The sequence below is a fragment of the Aliiglaciecola sp. genome (genome assembly GCF_039982535.1).
GTDB lineage: Bacteria > Pseudomonadota > Gammaproteobacteria > Enterobacterales > Alteromonadaceae > Aliiglaciecola.
In genome coordinates, this window is record NZ_JBDWYG010000036.1 from 1 (window position 1) to 16326 (window position 16326).

Sequence of the window (16326 nt, forward strand, 5' to 3'; positions counted from 1 at the left end):
TAACGCTTAACATATGGGGATTTTACGAGTGTTTTTGGCCGAAGGCCAGCGAGTAAAATTCCCACCATGATGTTTTTGTTATGTGCCATCAAAGCCCCCATATTTGATTGGTGATGGCTAAAAGGTAAAAACAAAAATATACCGATAAAACAGTCAAAAGCCCAGATAATGGAATTACCCAAAATCTTAACTTACTAGTTTTTACCGTAGTAACCATGAGGATACCATTTAACCAAATACTAGCACTTACCAATAAAGCACTGCCAAATTGGCTAATTTCATGACCTGGTTCCCAAGTATGCCACCCCAAGATAAATAGTAAGCATAGGAACACCAACCAAAGAGCTGCAAAATAACGTGGACTTTCCTTAGCTCGAACCCAAAACAGGTAGGCGAACACTAGACAAAAGGTTGGAATTAAAAGAACGGAAAATTCAAAAAATATCATAGTCTATTGGCACATAACAGTATTATTAAGTCGCAAAAGTCCGTGTTTAAACACGGTATTTGGCCGTATACAAATTTAACCTATTCTAATCACAGAGTGTAACTTATTACAACATATGAGGTTTTTCATATATCTGCTTTTCTCTCTGTGAAAATACGGTAAATATCCGTGATCTTGCATAAATACGGCGTTGAATCTAAGACTGTAGATAATCTCAGCAATTAATAACAGCGGTGACATTGATTGACTAAATGTTTGAATATTTGCAGTTGCTACTAAGCAGTTTGTGAAATTTGCTTAAGTTAAACATTTAGCCAATCTAAGCTAGAGTCCTGACGTATTTATCTACGCAAATTTCTTATTCTGTTTTTTTATAGTAATTACTCTACTGCCCCTGAATTTAAGCAATCTTGATTTAGACTAAAGTGCAATCACCTCTTGCTACACTCACAGGTATAATGTCGATTAATTTATATACTAAAATTGTAAATGGTAGTCCTGTTTCCAAACTTAAGGTTTTTTATGATTAGAATAGTTTTTTGCTGGTTGTTGTTAGTGTTCTCAACCTCTGGCTTTGCGCAAAGCGACGATAGCGATGCGACAGCAGAACCATTAGATCCTGCCTATGAAGGTGTGCATGGAATGGTGGTATTTAATCATGCTTCTTCTTTGTTTGTTTCTAATTTTGCTAATTATAGAAAGCCCCACAATGTGCAATTAATTTATAAACTGACACCCAAGAATCCCGCTTTAATTTACTTAACTAGAGATGCAGACTTAGTCACCATCAAACCGGAACCTTTCAACTTACAAAGGTTAGTCCGCGGCCAATCGTTAACAGTGAAAGCGGATGTATTTATTGGGCACTTTGATCACGGTGGTAGTTTAACCTACGAACAGATGGAGATAACTTTCAGTGAGCAAAAGTATGTGCGGGTGTTGGAAAAGTTAGGAGAACCCGTTAATTTGCAAAAATACGATAAGGTTGAGCTAGGCTATAATAGTCATGCATTGATCCACCAAATCCAAGGTGCGCCAAGCTATGACCATCTTATTTTACTGTTTGAAAACATTAGCTGTATTACTGATGTAAATGCTAGAAGCAGTGTTCCAGCTGAAGATATGCTGAATTATCGTTTGAGTTTTTGTGGCTCTATGAAACCTATATTTTACCAAACAGAGCCTTTCTCAGAAAAAGCCCCATCAAGCTAACCTTAGCCTTAATTTTTCCTTTTCTCATATAAATAAACTCTGAACCAAACTTTCTTAACTCAGAGTTTATTTACAGGCAGTTTGCACTTTATCTTTCTTCAGCTTTAGGATAATCGGTATACCCTTGGCTATCATGGGTATAGAAGGTTTTAGGGTTGGGGCTCGCTAACGCTAGTCCATGTTCAAAGCGATAAGGTAAATCAGGGTTTGCAATAAAAGCAGAGCCAAACGCAACTGCCGCTACAAGTCCTTGTCCTACAGCATCGTTAGCTTCTGCATAATCATAGCCCATATTACTAATGAGATTGCCTTGATAAAGGTGACTTGCAACTGACAACACATCACCTTGCTGTTTTTGCAAAAAATCAAAACGCATCACATGAAAATACGCTAGCTGATAGTCGTTTAGTCTTTCCGCTAAATAACTAGTAAGCGCTTGTGGATCACTGTCTCGCATACTATTGGAACTATTGATTGGCGAGATCCTCAGACCAACATTACCACTATCCCAAACATTGATAACTCCATCTAGAACTTCAAATAGCAGACGGCTACGGTTTTCCAAGCTACCACCGTAGTTATCATTACGGATGTTGGCACTATCGCGTAAGAACTCATCAATTAAATAACCGTTAGCACCATGTATCTCAACACCATCAAAACCTGCGGCTTTAGCGTTGATCGTTGCTTTAACAAAGCCTTCTACTATTGCAGGTATATCTTCTGTATTGAGTGCTTGAGGGACCACATAATCTTTTTTCCCTTGAGGTGTATGCACATAACCATTTATGGACAGGGCACTGGGTGCTACAGGTGTTCTGCCATTATTCAATACGGGATGACAAGCTCTGCCTCCATGCCATAACTGTAATACTATTTTCCCACCGTTTTGATGCACCGCATCCGTTACCTTTCTCCACCCGGCAACTTGCTCATCAGAATGAATTCCTGGCTCCCGATAAAATGCTGAATTGCCCGGCATGACCATTGTCGCTTCAGCAATAATCAGTCCCGCGTCAGCTCGTTGAGCATAATAAGTAGCCATTAGCTCAGTGGGTACGTTATCTTCAGTTGCCCTGCACCTTGTTAGCGGCGCCATAACAACACGGTTGTTTAACTGAATATTTCCTAGCTTTAATGGCTCAAATAATGCTGACATTTATTTTCCTTAATTATTAACTACATATAGGAACGTATATTTACTAGTATTGGATTAAAAAAAGGGAATTCAAGCGTAGTAATCTATGTTGTTTCAACCTTGAATATTTGCAATTTGCAGAAAATGGCTACACTGTAAATGGGTATCCTAACGGGCTAGAGTAGATAAATGAGTTTAGTTAATTACAGCAAACACTTTGGCGACAAAGTCCAAGGTCCACTGAAAAATACATTTTTGTTAAGCCTTGTGACTAAAGCAACACAGGACCCTCCCCTATCGGAGCAAGATCGTGAACAGACTTACCTTTTGGTTAGTTTGAGTAAAAAACACAGCCCGTCAGTGTGTGGGTTGTTTGGAAACTCCGAACTAAACAAAAGTTTGCTGCTCGCCGATATTGCCTATAAATCGAAAAAGAAAGTATTGTTTATCACCCAACAACGGATTAACCAGTTGTCTCCCTCCAATTTGGCCAAACTCATTGCCGATATCCAACAACATAATGCGATAATTTATTTTGACCAAGCAGACGACTTAATTAGCAATAATATTACCTATGCCCACTCAGATGAAAAAATTAATCTTGATTTACTTTTTACCGTAATTGAAAAACATCAGGGCTTGGTCATTTTTTCATTAACTGAGTTGGAAAACGCTGAGCGCCTAAGAGCTAGGCACCTCAGGGTATTAGTGACACACTAAGTTTTATAGCCTGGGGCTAAAGGGGTATTCTCAACTCCATTCAATACTTCTAAGTTAGCTAAAGCTAGTTGACACCCTTGTCCTCTAAATTTATGTCCTTGAGAGCAGTCAACTTGCCATTGCCTAAGCAAATAAGCCGCCAAGGCTGACCTGACTTTCACCCTTAACTTGCCCTCAACCATGGCATAATCTAACTCAATAGCTTTGGGGTATTTAATACTAGGGTGAGCCACCAAAACCAACTCAATTTGGTTATTCCATTGACCATCAAACTTTCGACTTTCTAAGGTATTAATGTCTTGGGCTAATGGGGTGACAAAGGTAAACCTTGTGCACACAAAATCTCTGAAACTTTGATGCTTCCTATCATAGGCTCTTACATGCCAGCGATGTCCATTGTTAACAATCGCGTGGGGCACTATTACTCTGGTTGACTCGCCAGAGCTTATCGAGACATAACCACACTCAATGGGTTGTTTAATATGAATGGCGCGCATCAATGCGGCAATAATATTTTGGTCAGGATGGATTAAACGTACGGCGTCGAAACATTGCTCTGACGGTTGCACACCATTGGAAATACCATTACCAAAACCACGACTTAAGGAAGTTAAAATCACTTCCGGATCATGTTTGAAAACCGGCTTAAAATCTTTCGTTCGGTGATAACTTTTGGTTTGATGGACAAGAATTAGGTTATTTGGTGCCAAGGCTTTGTATGCACTGAAGTCTCGAGTCGATGCCGCTAAGCCTGTTTTGAAACGCTGAATTAAGTCAGTGCGTGCCACATGACCAAAATACTGCAAACTAAAATCGATAAAGGCCAATCGCTCTTTTTGACCGTGGTTCATGCTGTCTAATTCGTTTTCCATAGCGGTATTCCCATATTGTTTTTTTCTAACTATAGGGATTTTAAAACCAGATAGCAATCATTTTGATGGCATCTTTTTGATTTCAATTGGAGATTTATGTTTAAAAATAGCTAAAATGAAAAAAAATTGAATATTTTTTAAACTTTTTGCAGCTTCTGTGCGTCTTAATTAATGACAGCGTAGTGAACTGTTGAATCTCCCTGGGCCGTGAGCAGTTAATGCTAACGGCTTTTTTATTGCTCTAGGAAAACTTATGTTATGACTGAAGCTGCTTAGAAACATAGGATAAACAAAGATTTAGATGCTCAGTTATTAAGTCAAAATGGGAGAAATCTTGTTCAGTAAAGTAACCTGTTTTATCGAAAATCTGCGCACTTATCATACCCACCACTTTCGAGTTTACTTTTACCGGTGCTAAACATAACAATCCACTTTCAATAAACTGCTCTGATTCGAAGGTTAAATAGTCTCGCCATTTTAGGTCTTTAAAGTTTTCAACAAATAGGGTTTCGTTTTGATTAACGGCATGGCTCATAATGTTCTGAGAATCACTCAAAGCAAAAGTATAATGGAAGCGCACGGGATCCCCGTCACTATCGACACTTTGTCTGCATTCCATCTGCCGCTTATCTTGGCTAAATCCCCAAAAACTACAACGATGAAAATAGAATATTTGTGACAATAACTGCAACGTATGAGTAAGAAACTCGTTCATACTCCGACTTGTTTTGGTTAATGCATTTAGTGATTTTATGCCAATAATAAGTTGTTCTTCGATGGTCAGATTCGCCAGCTCCACCGGGCTGGGTAAGCCACCAAAATCCTGCTGTTTAGGCAGCGGTTTAATATAGGTTTCTAACACAGATGCGTTATACGAGCCCAGCAATTCAACGGCAAGTTTACGAGTCGACTCTATGCGCAGTTTTAATTTATGTTCATCAACATTAATGAGCGTTCCAACATCTTTTATAAGTTGATCAAATTTAGCCTTATTTTTGGGAGGAGAGCCAATCGCTTCGCTCAGTTGATTAGACAAACTGATAATATTCATCTCTTTTGTGCGACTTTGCGGCTGATTTAAAGATTTAATTAGCAGTTCACCTAAGTTCCAAGTCCGTGCAAGACCAATGCTCAAGTCTTTAAATTTTATACCTGCAGTGGATGCACAATATTGCTCAAAAGCAATTTTCGGCATACTTACTTTTTGGATCAATTGACGTGTAAGTGGATTGCCTGTACTCCAGAATGAAGTTTCTCCAATGTTGTACATCATTGCGGCTAAATACACTTCTTCTTGAGTACTTTCATCGTAGTCAGGGACCATCATTTTGGCCAACAACCCAGCATAAAAAGCATTCGCCATTAACTTCATCAGTCTGTCATAAACCGCAGGTGACAGATGTTTGCTATTTAACAAACCTTCTAACACTTTGGCGGTTAAGCAAATATTTTTAACTGATTGAATACCTAGAAAAATAGCGGCACGAGAGACAGTAGTAACCCGTTTAACAGGGGAACGACTCGAACTGTTGGCTACTTTTAATAAGCTGGATGATAGTGCCTGATCATGCAAAATGACTTTGCTAAGATTGGGGATAGAGGATCTATCGTCATTTGAGAATTTATCTAAAATACCCGCAATGGAGGTAATTGCCGGCAATTCCTCTTTGGCAAGTAACGCTACCCACTGATCTGACGTCAGCTTTGACTTTTCACGCATATGGAGTTCCAAACAGCAAAACGAAAAGGAAACACCTTGTCCAAACGATTGCTAATAAACCTATTAAGTCATCAATTACTTAATTACATTTTTATTACTTTTTAATTACCTTGGGAGTATATCAGCGAAACTAAAATTGTCTGCACCTTTATATGCCTTTGATTTTGCGCCTCTTATTTATTTAGGCAAAATTACTATTTTTTAGTCAAAACGCTGTGGAAGCACACTGAATCAAAAACCTACTCAATTGATTTTTATAGTTTTTTCATCTGGAATAAAAGTTGCTCTGTATAAGTGTGCTTTGCTTAATTACCTGCAAAGTGGCAACGGTTAGAAACAACCGAGCAAAATAATAATCTAAACCCCACCATACTGTGGTTGCGGTAAAAAGGAGAATACAGATGTTTACTTTTTTATGTGGCTTAATCATTTTTTGTTTATGGCTCATTCCCATAGTGGCAATCGCCACTTCAAGTCGCACCACAGGAGGCGAAAAAGCGGCATGGTTATTAGCGGTGATTTTTATTTCTTGGTTCGCTTGGATATTTTACCTGTTGCTGGCACCGTTAAAATCTCCTCGCTATAGAGTTTAAATTCACATTCTGACGTAACTGGTATCTTTGGTATTAACACACAACCCGGCTAACCTTTTCTTATAGGTTGATCAACTAAGGTTAGTCGCCCCCCTTCTCGAAAACACTTTACCTTCAAATTTTCGCAATTTGCTTTCTTCTAATGCAAAACCCGTTATAAGTGGTTAAAACTGACTTAGATCAACAAAATTGATAAATTGTCGACAATATTGCGATTAAATATTGAATTATTCACATTTCAGGTCTATATTGTCGACATTAAAGGCAACACGAAGACATTATTTTGGTCAACTTTTTATCAGAATCACCGGTTACATCAGCGGATAAGACGTTTTTTCAACTTCGCAAAGATATTGTCGAAGGTGATATCCAACCTGGTAGCAAACTAAGTGAAACTGAATTGTCGACAAAATATGCGGTTAGTCGAGCCGTTGTGCGAGAAGCCATTAATCGCTTAGAAACCTGTCATTTGGTAGAACGTAAAGCGAACGTCGGTGCCAGAGTGGTGACATTAACACCTGAAGGGCTAATTCAGTTGTATCAAGTACGAGAATCTCTTGAAGGAATGGCTGCTCGTTTGGCAGCAACAAATATGACCGACGAAGAAGTTCACGAGCTTGAATCTTTGCTTTCTGAACACTTCCAAGAAGTTAAAGAAGGACAGTCCTATTACCAAGAAGCCGGAGACGTGGATTTTCACTACCGAATTATAGTGGGCAGTAAAAATGAACACCTTATTTCCATGCTCATCAATGGCATTTATCACTTGGTGCGTATGTACCGCGTACAACTGGGCATGGCAGGGCCAAGGGTCTCCACCGCGTTTGATGAACATAAACACATAGTGCAGGCCATTGCTAATCGTGATGGTGAATTAGCTGAAATGTTAATGCGCCGCCATATTTTGTATTCCAAAAATAATATTGAAAAGAAATTGCAGTAACGTAACTAACCTGAGCTTGGGACTAAGCAGAGTTGATTAGAAATACGCTATTCCCACCACAGGTTAACAAACTCACCGATTGTTAAAGAGAGAAAATAATGACTCCAGGCAAAAAATTCAGACAAGCATTGGTTGATAATAAACCACTTCAAATTGTTGGCACTATCAATGCTTATTCAGCAATGATGGCAAAACAGATTGGTCATAAGGCAATTTATTTATCTGGTGGCGGTGTGGCCAATGCATCATACGGTTTACCTGACCTTGGTATGACATCACTGAACGACGTAATTGTTGATGTACAACGTATTACTTCAGCCTGTGACCTGCCTTTGTTGGTTGATATTGATACCGGTTGGGGCGGCGCATTTAACATTGCCAAAACCATACGTGATATGGAAAAAGCCGGTGCCGCTGCAGTGCATATGGAAGATCAAGTAGCTCAAAAGCGCTGTGGTCATCGTCCTAATAAAGAAATTGTTTCCATTGAAGAAATGGCTGACCGAATTACCGCTGCAGTAGATGCCCGTACCGATCCTGACTTTTTCATCATGGCACGTACCGATGCATTTGCTCAGGAAGGTCTAGAAGCGGCAATTGAGCGAGCAAAAGCTTACGTTGCAGCTGGCGCAGATGGCATTTTTGCCGAAGCGATTCAAACCGAAGAGCATTACCGTGCCTTCTCTGAAGCCTTAGATGTACCAATTTTAGCCAACATTACAGAGTTCGGTAAAACTGAACTGTGGAACAAAGAGCAACTTGCACAGTGGGGCGCTGACATGGTGCTTTATCCGTTGAGCGCATTCAGAGCAATGAATAAAGCCGCAGAAACCGTCTACACTTCAATACTCAAAGATGGCGATCAAAAAGCAGTGGTAGATAGCATGCAAACCCGCATGGATTTGTACGACTACCTTGGCTATCACGATTACGAACAAAAGTTAGATAGTCTTTTCTCGCAAGGTAAGAATAAATAACCCTATATTTTTCATATATAAAACAGGACTCTATCATGGTTGACAAAAAACTCAGTGGCGCAGGACTTCGTGGTCAAAGCGCAGGTGAAACCGCATTGTGCACAGTAGGTAAATCAGGCTCTGGCTTAACTTATCGCGGCTACGATGTATCTGATTTAGCAGACAATGCCACCTTTGAAGAAGTAGCTTATTTGTTATTTAAAGGGGAATTGCCCACCGAAGCACAATTGCAAGAATATAATGCGCAATTGTTCGCAAAGCGTGACTTACCTGACGCCTTAAAAGAAGTATTAAAACTCATTCCTGCCGATACTCACCCAATGGATGTTATGCGCACGGGTTGTTCGTTTTTAGGTAACTTAGAACCTGAAGAAGATTTTAGCCAACAACAAGAAAGCGCAGATAGACTGCTAGCAGCCTTCCCGGCCATCATGTGTTATTGGTATCGTTATAGCCACGACAATGTTGAAATTGAATGTACCAGTGATCAAGTTTCCATCGCAGGTCACTTCTTAAAGCTATTAACGGATCAAGACCCATCAGAGTTGCACCGTCGAGTAATGGACGTGTCTTTGATTTTATATGCTGAGCATGAGTTCAATGCATCAACCTTTACAGCTCGCGTTTGTGCATCAACCTTATCTGACATGTTCTCTTGTATCACCGGCGCAATTGGTACCTTACGTGGTCCACTGCACGGTGGAGCCAATGAAGCTGCCATGGATATGATTCAAAAATTCAGCTCCCCTGAAGATGCCAAAATCAAAATGGCCGAAATGTTGGCAAACAAAGAAAAGATCATGGGTTTCGGCCACGCTATTTATCGTGAATCTGACCCACGCAATGTGATCATTAAATCTTGGTCTGAAAAACTTGGACAAGAGTTTGGTGACTCAAGCTTGTATGACATTTCAGTGGCCTGTGAAGAGTTTATGTGGGACACCAAAAAGCTGTTTTGTAATGCCGACTTCTTCCATGCTTCAGCTTATCATTTCATGGGGATTCCAACGAAGTTGTTCACTCCCATATTTGTCTGTTCACGCCTAACTGGCTGGGCGTCACACGTAATGGAACAAAGATCGAATAACCGCATCATCAGACCTAGTGCGGATTACATCGGTGAAGAACCTCGCAAGGTTACCCCGATTAAACAACGATAAAACTTTCCTTTTCCAGGCAATCAATAAGTGGGCATTCAATATGCCCACTCTACTCACGCAATAGCAAGGTAGAAAATATGAATACGCAATATAGAAAACGCCTTCCTGGTTCCAAACTTGATTATTTCGATACCCAAGAAGCGGTAGATGCAATAAAACCAGGCGCTTATGAGACCCTACCCTACACTTCTCGTGTATTGGCCGAAAACTTAGTTCGAAGATGTGAGCCTGAAAAACTGAATGCTGCACTAGAACAAATCATCGAACGCAAACAAGATTTGGATTTCCCTTGGTATCCAGCAAGAGTGGTTTGCCATGATATTTTGGGCCAAACCGCCTTGGTAGACTTAGCTGGTCTCCGTGACGCCATCGCCTTAAAAGGTGGCGATCCCTCCAAAGTTAACCCAGTGGTTCCGACACAATTGATAGTGGATCATTCTCTTGCGGTAGAACATGCAGGGTTTGAACCCGACGCTTTTGAACAAAACCGTGCCATTGAAGATCGCAGAAACGAAGACCGTTTTCACTTTATCAATTGGACCAAAACCGCATTTAAAAATATTGACGTTATCCCGCCAGGTAACGGCATCATGCACCAAATTAATTTGGAGAAAATGTCTCCAGTTGTACACGCCAGAGACGGCGTTGCTTTCCCCGATACCTTAGTAGGAACAGATAGCCACACCCCTCACGTTGATGCTTTAGGTGTGATTGCCTTGGGTGTGGGCGGATTGGAAGCTGAAAGTGTTATGTTAGGACGCGCATCTTACATGCGTCTTCCAGATATTATTGGTGTTGAGCTTACTGGTAAACGCCAACCTGGCATTACCGCCACCGATATTGTTTTAGCTATTACCGAATTTTTACGTAAAGAGCGCGTTGTATCTTCTTATTTGGAGTTCTTTGGTGAAGGGGCTTCTGACCTTACCCTTGGTGATCGTGCCACTATCTCAAATATGACTCCAGAGTTTGGCGCCTCGGCAGCGATGTTTTATATCGATGACAAAACCATCGATTACCTTAAATTAACAGGTCGGGACGATGCACAAGTTGAACTTGTGGAGAACTACGCCAAACAAGCGGGTTTGTGGGCCGATACCCTGAAAAAAGCCAAATATGAGCGAGTATTAACCTTCAACCTATCATCTGTAGGTCGTAATATCGCGGGACCATCCAATCCCCATAGACGTGTTTCTACCACTGATTTAGCCGCCGAAGGAATTTCCGGTACTGTTGAACATGACGGTGATTTAATGCCAGATGGCGCGGTTATTATTGCTGCTATCACCAGTTGTACCAATACCAGTAACCCTCGCAATGTAATTGCAGCAGGACTGGTTGCCAGAAACGCCAATAAGCTGGGCTTAACGCGTAAACCATGGGTGAAAACCTCTTTAGCACCAGGTTCCAAAGCGGTTCAACTGTACTTAGAAGACTCAAAACTGTTACCTGAATTGGAACAGCTAGGTTTTGGTATCGTTGGATTTGCCTGTACTACCTGTAACGGTATGAGTGGCGCATTAGATCCTAAAATTCAAAAAGAAGTCATCGACCGCGATCTTTATTCCACCGCGGTGTTATCCGGAAACCGTAACTTCGATGGCCGCATACATCCGTATGCCAAACAAGCATTCCTAGCGTCTCCACCGTTAGTAGTCGCTTATGCAATTGCCGGTACTATCCGCTTCGATATTGAAAAAGACGCACTGGGAACCGATGCCCAAGGAAACCCAATTACCTTGAAAGACCTATGGCCAACTGATGAAGAGATTGATGCCATAGTAGCCAAAAGCGTCAAGCCGGAGCAATTCAAGAAAGTCTATGATCCCATGTTTGATTTGACTGTGGATTATGGTGAAGACATTGATCCTTTGTACGAATGGCGTCCAAAGAGTACTTATATTCGTCGTCCTCCCTATTGGGAAGGTGCACTGGCAGCAGAGCGCACTATGAAAGGCATGCGTGCTTTAGCCGTCCTTGGCGACAACATAACTACAGATCACTTGTCACCGTCTAACGCTATTTTAGCCGACAGCGCTGCCGGTGAATATTTGCTTTCAATGGATGTTCCTGAAGTTGACTTTAACTCCTATGCAACCCACAGGGGCGACCATTTAACAGCGCAAAGAGCAACTTTTGCCAATCCTAAATTGTTAAATGAAATGGTAATAGAAAACCGTGAAGTCAAACAAGGTTCGCTCACCCGTCTTGAGCCTGAAGGTCAAACCGTACGCATGTGGGAAGCCATTGAAACCTATATGCAACGTAAGCAGCCGCTAATTATTATTGCGGGCGCTGATTACGGCCAAGGTTCATCTCGAGATTGGGCTGCCAAAGGCGTGCGTTTAGCCGGAGTTGAAGTGATAGTTGCTGAAGGATTTGAACGTATTCACCGTACCAACTTAATTGGCATGGGTGTGCTACCTCTAGAATTTGAAGCGGGCACAACACGCAAAACTCTGAATATCGACGGTAGCGAATTGTTCGATGTTAAAGGTGAGCGTCAACCTGGTGCATCACTTACCTTGGTAATCACCCGTACTAACGGTGAAACAGTAGAAGTACCCGTAAATTGCCGTTTAGACACAGCAGAAGAAGTGTCTATTTACGAAGCTGGCGGTGTGTTACAGCGTTTTGCTCAGGACTTTTTGGAGTCTGAAGGACAAGGACAATGAGTCATTTTCCTCAACAAATAAAGGTTCCTGCCACCTATATGCGCGGCGGGACCAGCAAGGGCGTATTTTTCAACCTTGCTGATCTGCCGGAACCAGCCCAAACTGCCGGTGCTTATCGCGATGCTTTGTTGTTGCGCACTATCGGCAGTCCAGATCCCTACGGTAAACAAACCGACGGTATGGGCGGTGCCACTTCTAGTACCAGTAAAACGGTAATTGTCTCGAAGAGTCAGCAAAGTGACCACGATGTTGACTATTTGTTTGGTCAAGTGGCCATCGACAAAGCCTTTGTGGATTGGTCTGGAAACTGCGGTAACTTATCAGCCGCAGTGGGCCCTTTCGCCATTCACGCAGGCTTAATCCCTAGTGAAAAACTGGTTGAAAATGGCGTTGTGACCATCAAAATTTGGCAGGTTAATATTCAAAAGACCATTATTGCCCACGTACCCATGAGTGATGGTCAAGTGCAAGAGCTAGGTGATTTTGAGTTAGATGGGGTTACCTTCCCAGCCGCTGAAATCCCAGTAGAGTTTATTGATCCTGCCGACGGTGAGAGTGATATGTTCCCCACCGGTGAAGTATCGGAAATTTTGGATGTGCCAGGTGTAGGTAAGCTTAATGCAACCCTCATCAATGCTGGAATTCCTACTATATTTTTGAATGCCGCAGAAATAGGTTATCAAGGTACTGAATTGCAAGACGCAATCAATAGCAATAGCGATGCATTGACTAAGTTCGAAACTATTCGTGCTCACGGCGCTGTTAAAATGGGTTTGATTGACAACCTAGAACAAGCAGCCCAGCGTCAACACACTCCTAAAGTTGCGTTTGTAGCTCCACCAGCAGATTATTTGTCTTCAAGTGGAAAAACCGTGGCGAAATCAGACATAGACTTGTCGGTACGCGCGCTTTCCATGGGCAAACTGCACCACGCAATGATGGGCACTGCAGCGGTGGCAATAGGCACAGCTGCAGCCATTCCAGGCACCTTAGTCAATCTAGCCGCTGGCGGCGGAGAACTTGAGTCGGTGTGTTTTGGTCACCCGTCAGGCACCCTACGAGTTGGCGCAAAAGCTGTGCTGAATCAAGGTAAGTGGCAAGTTGAAAAAGCGGTAATGAGTCGCAGTGCAAGGATCTTAATGGAAGGTTGGATTAGAGTACCTGAACCCAAAGTTTAAGTTACTAAGGCACACCTTAACCTAATTTTACAAACGGCCACCAGTTGGCCGTTTTTTATTTCTACGGGTACTTTATCGTGGACAGGCATGTTTCTTTTATATAGACACCCATGTTAACTATCGTGGACAGCCATGTTTCTTTTACATGGACAGCCATGTTAACTATCGTGGACAGGCATGCTTTTTTTACATGGACACCCATGTTAACTATCGTGGACAGGCATGTTTCTATTACATAGACCCCCATGTTTAATTATCGAACTAATTATCGTGGACAGGCATGCTTCTTTTACATGGACACCCATGTTAACTATCGTGGACAGGCATGTTTCTTTTACATGGACACCCATGTTTAATACCAATGGTTAAGGCAGGTAAGTTAGTAAATAATTTGAAAATATTGTGCATATAGCGTGCATTCAATCAGGCGGTATTTTTACTCTCCACCAGCCCATTATCTAAATACAAAAAGCCAAGTAATAGAGAGCCGATCACCACCACAGTGGCAGACAAATAAAGTCCGATATCGTAATTGCCAAATGCTTCGGCAAGGTAGCCTGTGGGGATAGGTGCAATGATTTGTGCAACTCCATAAGCTAAGGTCATTGTGCCCATAAATTTTGCGGGGTTACTTGGATAAAAATTCCCAGCCATGGTCAATACTAGGCTAACACATGCGATAAAAGTGCCGCCAAATAACAATGCACTGATGATAACAACGGGCAGAGTCTCATTCATTGCGGGCAGTATGATGCCTATTGCCTGCAGGATATATGCACCAAGCAGTGTTTGCAGATACCCCCTTTTTCGAGCAATTCGGTCCCAGAACAAAGCTGCGGGAGTGGCCGCTAACCCAATCAATAAAAACGCCAAACTCCCCTTTCCAGCTAATCCATCAGCACGTTCAACAATATCCACTATAAACGTCGAACTGACTGCATAGCCATATCCGGCACAGAAATAGGCTAGCATTAAAATTGATGTAAAAGTTTTGCTTGGAGGATTGTCCACAGCGACATGGGTAGCAGTGCCTTTGATAGCAGGATGAGGCATCCATAACCACGCAGGAATTGCGGCTATCGCAGCCAATACAGCTAACGCTAACCACTGTTGTTGCCAACTTGCCGACATAGTTAACATGACTTCCACCAGAATTGAGGTGATCACTATACTCACCCCTGCACCGGCAAAATGGATACCTAATTCAGCGCGGTGATGATGATTCACCAACCACTTTAAAATTAAACCTGCGGCGATAATAAAGCCACCTGAAGCACAGATCCCTGCGATATACCTCAATATCGCCCAAACAAGCATATTGGTGGTGAGCAACATTGCCCCACAGGTGACAATACTCAGAATAAGATAGAGACGATGTAAGTTATATTTATAATTTAGGTTGTGCATACTCGAGGCGATAAAAACCCCGGTCATGTAACCCATAAAATTAGTGGTAGCTAACCAGCCTCCTTGAGACTCTGACAAACCCGCACTATCTTGCATAATAGGTAACAACAGACTGTAGGAAAATCGAGCGATTCCCGCGGTCACAATTAAGCTACATATCCCCGCCAGATATACACGGTATTTGCTCAGCTTGATGTCCACCTTTGTACCTCTACTTATCAACGCTTTTTCACTCTATTCACAAAGATTACATTCACATGCTATTCTTAAAAATTGAATTATTTAGAATCTAAACTTCTTATTTTGAGAATAGTATGGAAATATTAACCCTTAAAACCTTCAAAGCCGTTGTGGATGAAGGAGGTATTAAAGGTGCCGCTGAGAAACTCCATACGGTTCAATCCAATATAACCAATCGGATAAAAAAGCTCGAAAGCGAACTGGATACAAAACTATTCAATTTAATCGGCAGAAAATTACAGTTAACTCCCAGTGGACAGCAACTCTGGCAATACGCCGAACAAATTTTACAGCTGGAATATGAAGCCACAGCAGCAATTCAGCGCAATAAAGGCAGTTATGAATTAAGAGTAGGTATGCCTGAAACCTTTGCTGCTGTGCACATGCCCCTAGCCCTTAAACAACTTAAGCAAAACCACCCTAATATTCGAGCCAAAATATACACAGACACCAGTGACAGGCTAGTGTTTGCGGTTTTGAACAACAAAGTAGATTGCGCCGCCATTGGCAATGCCCCTAGCCATGACAAACTGGTGGTGATCCCCATTGTGAAAGAAGAGTTGGTGATGGTCACTCCGCTAGAAAGTGCTCATGATCCTGTGTTGTTTGTGCGCGATCAAGGTTGTGGTTACCGAAAACACGCCATTAACTGGCAACACGAGGCGGGCCGAGGGAGTGATGAGCTCATGGTGATGAGTAGCGCCGACGGAATATTAGGCTGCATATCTGCAGGCTTAGGCTACACCATCATTGGAAAAAATATGGTTGAGGGCAGTCGTTATAAAGACTCACTGGCAATTCATCCCGTCCAGTACGGTCCAAGACATGTTCAACTATCCGTGGTTTATCGCAAAGATAGCTTATTAGAATCCGGCGTACTAACCCTAGCCAAGCTATTAACTGAATAAGTCCACCTTGAAACGCCATCAAAAACCCAGTTGTTTAGCAAAAAAACCATTGGCAATTTAACGCCCACTCATTCAATCTAACTCATACTTCAATGTTAAACTAATTAATAACATCAGCAATTTAAACGCAAATTT

Annotated in this window: 14 protein-coding genes; 9 read left to right on the forward strand and 5 right to left on the reverse strand. The window is 41.8% G+C overall.

Going from position 1 to position 16326, the window contains the following annotated elements; all coding sequences use genetic code 11:
- On the reverse strand, positions 1–182 hold a 182-nt coding region (locus tag ABJV04_RS08350), incomplete at its 3' end, for a hypothetical protein (protein ID WP_348491049.1).
- A gap of 788 nt (positions 183–970) precedes the next feature.
- Here ABJV04_RS08350 and ABJV04_RS08355 point away from each other — a divergent pair.
- A complete protein-coding gene (locus tag ABJV04_RS08355) occupies positions 971–1660 on the forward strand; it encodes a hypothetical protein (RefSeq protein ID WP_348491051.1) in 690 nt (229 codons plus the stop codon).
- A gap of 88 nt (positions 1661–1748) precedes the next feature.
- On the opposite strand, the gene ABJV04_RS08360 is transcribed toward ABJV04_RS08355, so the two are convergent.
- Entirely contained in the window at positions 1749–2819 is a 1071-nt protein-coding gene (locus ABJV04_RS08360; RefSeq protein ID WP_348491052.1) for an alkene reductase, read from the reverse strand.
- A 168-nt stretch (positions 2820–2987) separates the two neighbouring features.
- On the opposite strand from ABJV04_RS08360, the gene ABJV04_RS08365 reads away from it, so the two are divergent.
- On the forward strand, positions 2988–3518 hold the full coding sequence (locus tag ABJV04_RS08365; RefSeq protein WP_348491054.1) for an AAA family ATPase: 531 nt from the start codon (positions 2988–2990) through the stop codon (positions 3516–3518).
- On the opposite strand, the gene ABJV04_RS08370 is transcribed toward ABJV04_RS08365, so the two are convergent.
- Positions 3515–4390, reverse strand: coding sequence for a WYL domain-containing protein (locus ABJV04_RS08370; RefSeq protein WP_348491056.1), 876 nt, complete (start codon positions 4388–4390; stop codon positions 3515–3517). The two genes, ABJV04_RS08365 and ABJV04_RS08370, sit on opposite strands and share 4 nt — an antisense overlap.
- A 256-nt stretch (positions 4391–4646) precedes the next feature.
- Positions 4647–6110 carry an HDOD domain-containing protein gene (locus ABJV04_RS08375; protein ID WP_348491058.1) on the reverse strand — a complete coding sequence of 488 codons (1464 nt, stop codon included), beginning with the start codon at positions 6108–6110 and terminating at the stop codon, positions 4647–4649.
- Between the two features lie 401 nt (positions 6111–6511).
- Between ABJV04_RS08375 and ABJV04_RS08380 the strand changes: the two genes are divergently transcribed.
- From ABJV04_RS08380 to prpF, 6 genes are all read left to right on the forward strand, one after another.
- Positions 6512–6703, forward strand: a complete 192-nt coding sequence (locus tag ABJV04_RS08380; RefSeq protein WP_348491060.1) for a PLDc N-terminal domain-containing protein — start codon at positions 6512–6514, stop codon at positions 6701–6703.
- 283 nt (positions 6704–6986) lie between these two features.
- Positions 6987–7646, forward strand: coding sequence for a GntR family transcriptional regulator (locus ABJV04_RS08385; protein ID WP_348491061.1), 660 nt, complete (start codon positions 6987–6989; stop codon positions 7644–7646).
- 98 nt (positions 7647–7744) lie between these two features.
- Positions 7745–8623, forward strand: a complete 879-nt coding sequence (prpB, locus tag ABJV04_RS08390; protein ID WP_348491063.1) for a methylisocitrate lyase — start codon at positions 7745–7747, stop codon at positions 8621–8623.
- 35 nt (positions 8624–8658) lie between these two features.
- A complete protein-coding gene (gene prpC, locus ABJV04_RS08395) occupies positions 8659–9783 on the forward strand; it encodes a 2-methylcitrate synthase (RefSeq protein WP_348491064.1) in 1125 nt (374 codons plus the stop codon).
- 77 nt (positions 9784–9860) lie between these two features.
- Positions 9861–12458, forward strand: a complete 2598-nt coding sequence (gene acnD, locus ABJV04_RS08400) for a Fe/S-dependent 2-methylisocitrate dehydratase AcnD (protein ID WP_348491066.1) — start codon at positions 9861–9863, stop codon at positions 12456–12458.
- A complete protein-coding gene (prpF, locus tag ABJV04_RS08405) occupies positions 12455–13636 on the forward strand; it encodes a 2-methylaconitate cis-trans isomerase PrpF (RefSeq protein ID WP_348491068.1) in 1182 nt (393 codons plus the stop codon). Before acnD ends, prpF begins: the two co-directional genes overlap by 4 nt.
- 423 nt (positions 13637–14059) lie before the next feature.
- Here prpF and ABJV04_RS08410 read toward each other — a convergent pair whose 3' ends face one another.
- Positions 14060–15244, reverse strand: coding sequence for a YbfB/YjiJ family MFS transporter (locus ABJV04_RS08410; RefSeq protein ID WP_348491069.1), 1185 nt, complete (start codon positions 15242–15244; stop codon positions 14060–14062).
- A 113-nt stretch (positions 15245–15357) separates the two neighbouring features.
- Between ABJV04_RS08410 and ABJV04_RS08415 the strand changes: the two genes are divergently transcribed.
- Positions 15358–16191 (forward strand): LysR family transcriptional regulator, encoded by an 834-nt coding sequence (locus ABJV04_RS08415; protein ID WP_348491071.1) that lies wholly within the window; start codon positions 15358–15360, stop codon positions 16189–16191.
- The last annotated feature ends 135 nt before the right edge of the window (positions 16192–16326 follow it).

What these genes read in the sequence shown, in the direction of transcription:
- prpC (WP_348491064.1), top strand. Translation starts at nt 8,659, where the DNA reads ATGGTTGACAAAAAACTCAGTGGCGCAGGACTTCGTGGTCAAAGCGCA.
- ABJV04_RS08375 (WP_348491058.1), bottom strand. Translation starts at nt 6,110, where the DNA reads ATGCGTGAAAAGTCAAAGCTGACGTCAGATCAGTGGGTAGCGTTACTT.
- ABJV04_RS08415 (WP_348491071.1), top strand. Translation starts at nt 15,358, where the DNA reads ATGGAAATATTAACCCTTAAAACCTTCAAAGCCGTTGTGGATGAAGGA.
- ABJV04_RS08365 (WP_348491054.1), top strand. Translation starts at nt 2,988, where the DNA reads ATGAGTTTAGTTAATTACAGCAAACACTTTGGCGACAAAGTCCAAGGT.
- ABJV04_RS08355 (WP_348491051.1), top strand. Translation starts at nt 971, where the DNA reads ATGATTAGAATAGTTTTTTGCTGGTTGTTGTTAGTGTTCTCAACCTCT.
- prpF (WP_348491068.1), top strand. Translation starts at nt 12,455, where the DNA reads ATGAGTCATTTTCCTCAACAAATAAAGGTTCCTGCCACCTATATGCGC.
- prpB (WP_348491063.1), top strand. Translation starts at nt 7,745, where the DNA reads ATGACTCCAGGCAAAAAATTCAGACAAGCATTGGTTGATAATAAACCA.
- acnD (WP_348491066.1), top strand. Translation starts at nt 9,861, where the DNA reads ATGAATACGCAATATAGAAAACGCCTTCCTGGTTCCAAACTTGATTAT.
- ABJV04_RS08380 (WP_348491060.1), top strand. Translation starts at nt 6,512, where the DNA reads ATGTTTACTTTTTTATGTGGCTTAATCATTTTTTGTTTATGGCTCATT.
- ABJV04_RS08360 (WP_348491052.1), bottom strand. Translation starts at nt 2,819, where the DNA reads ATGTCAGCATTATTTGAGCCATTAAAGCTAGGAAATATTCAGTTAAAC.
- ABJV04_RS08370 (WP_348491056.1), bottom strand. Translation starts at nt 4,390, where the DNA reads ATGGAAAACGAATTAGACAGCATGAACCACGGTCAAAAAGAGCGATTG.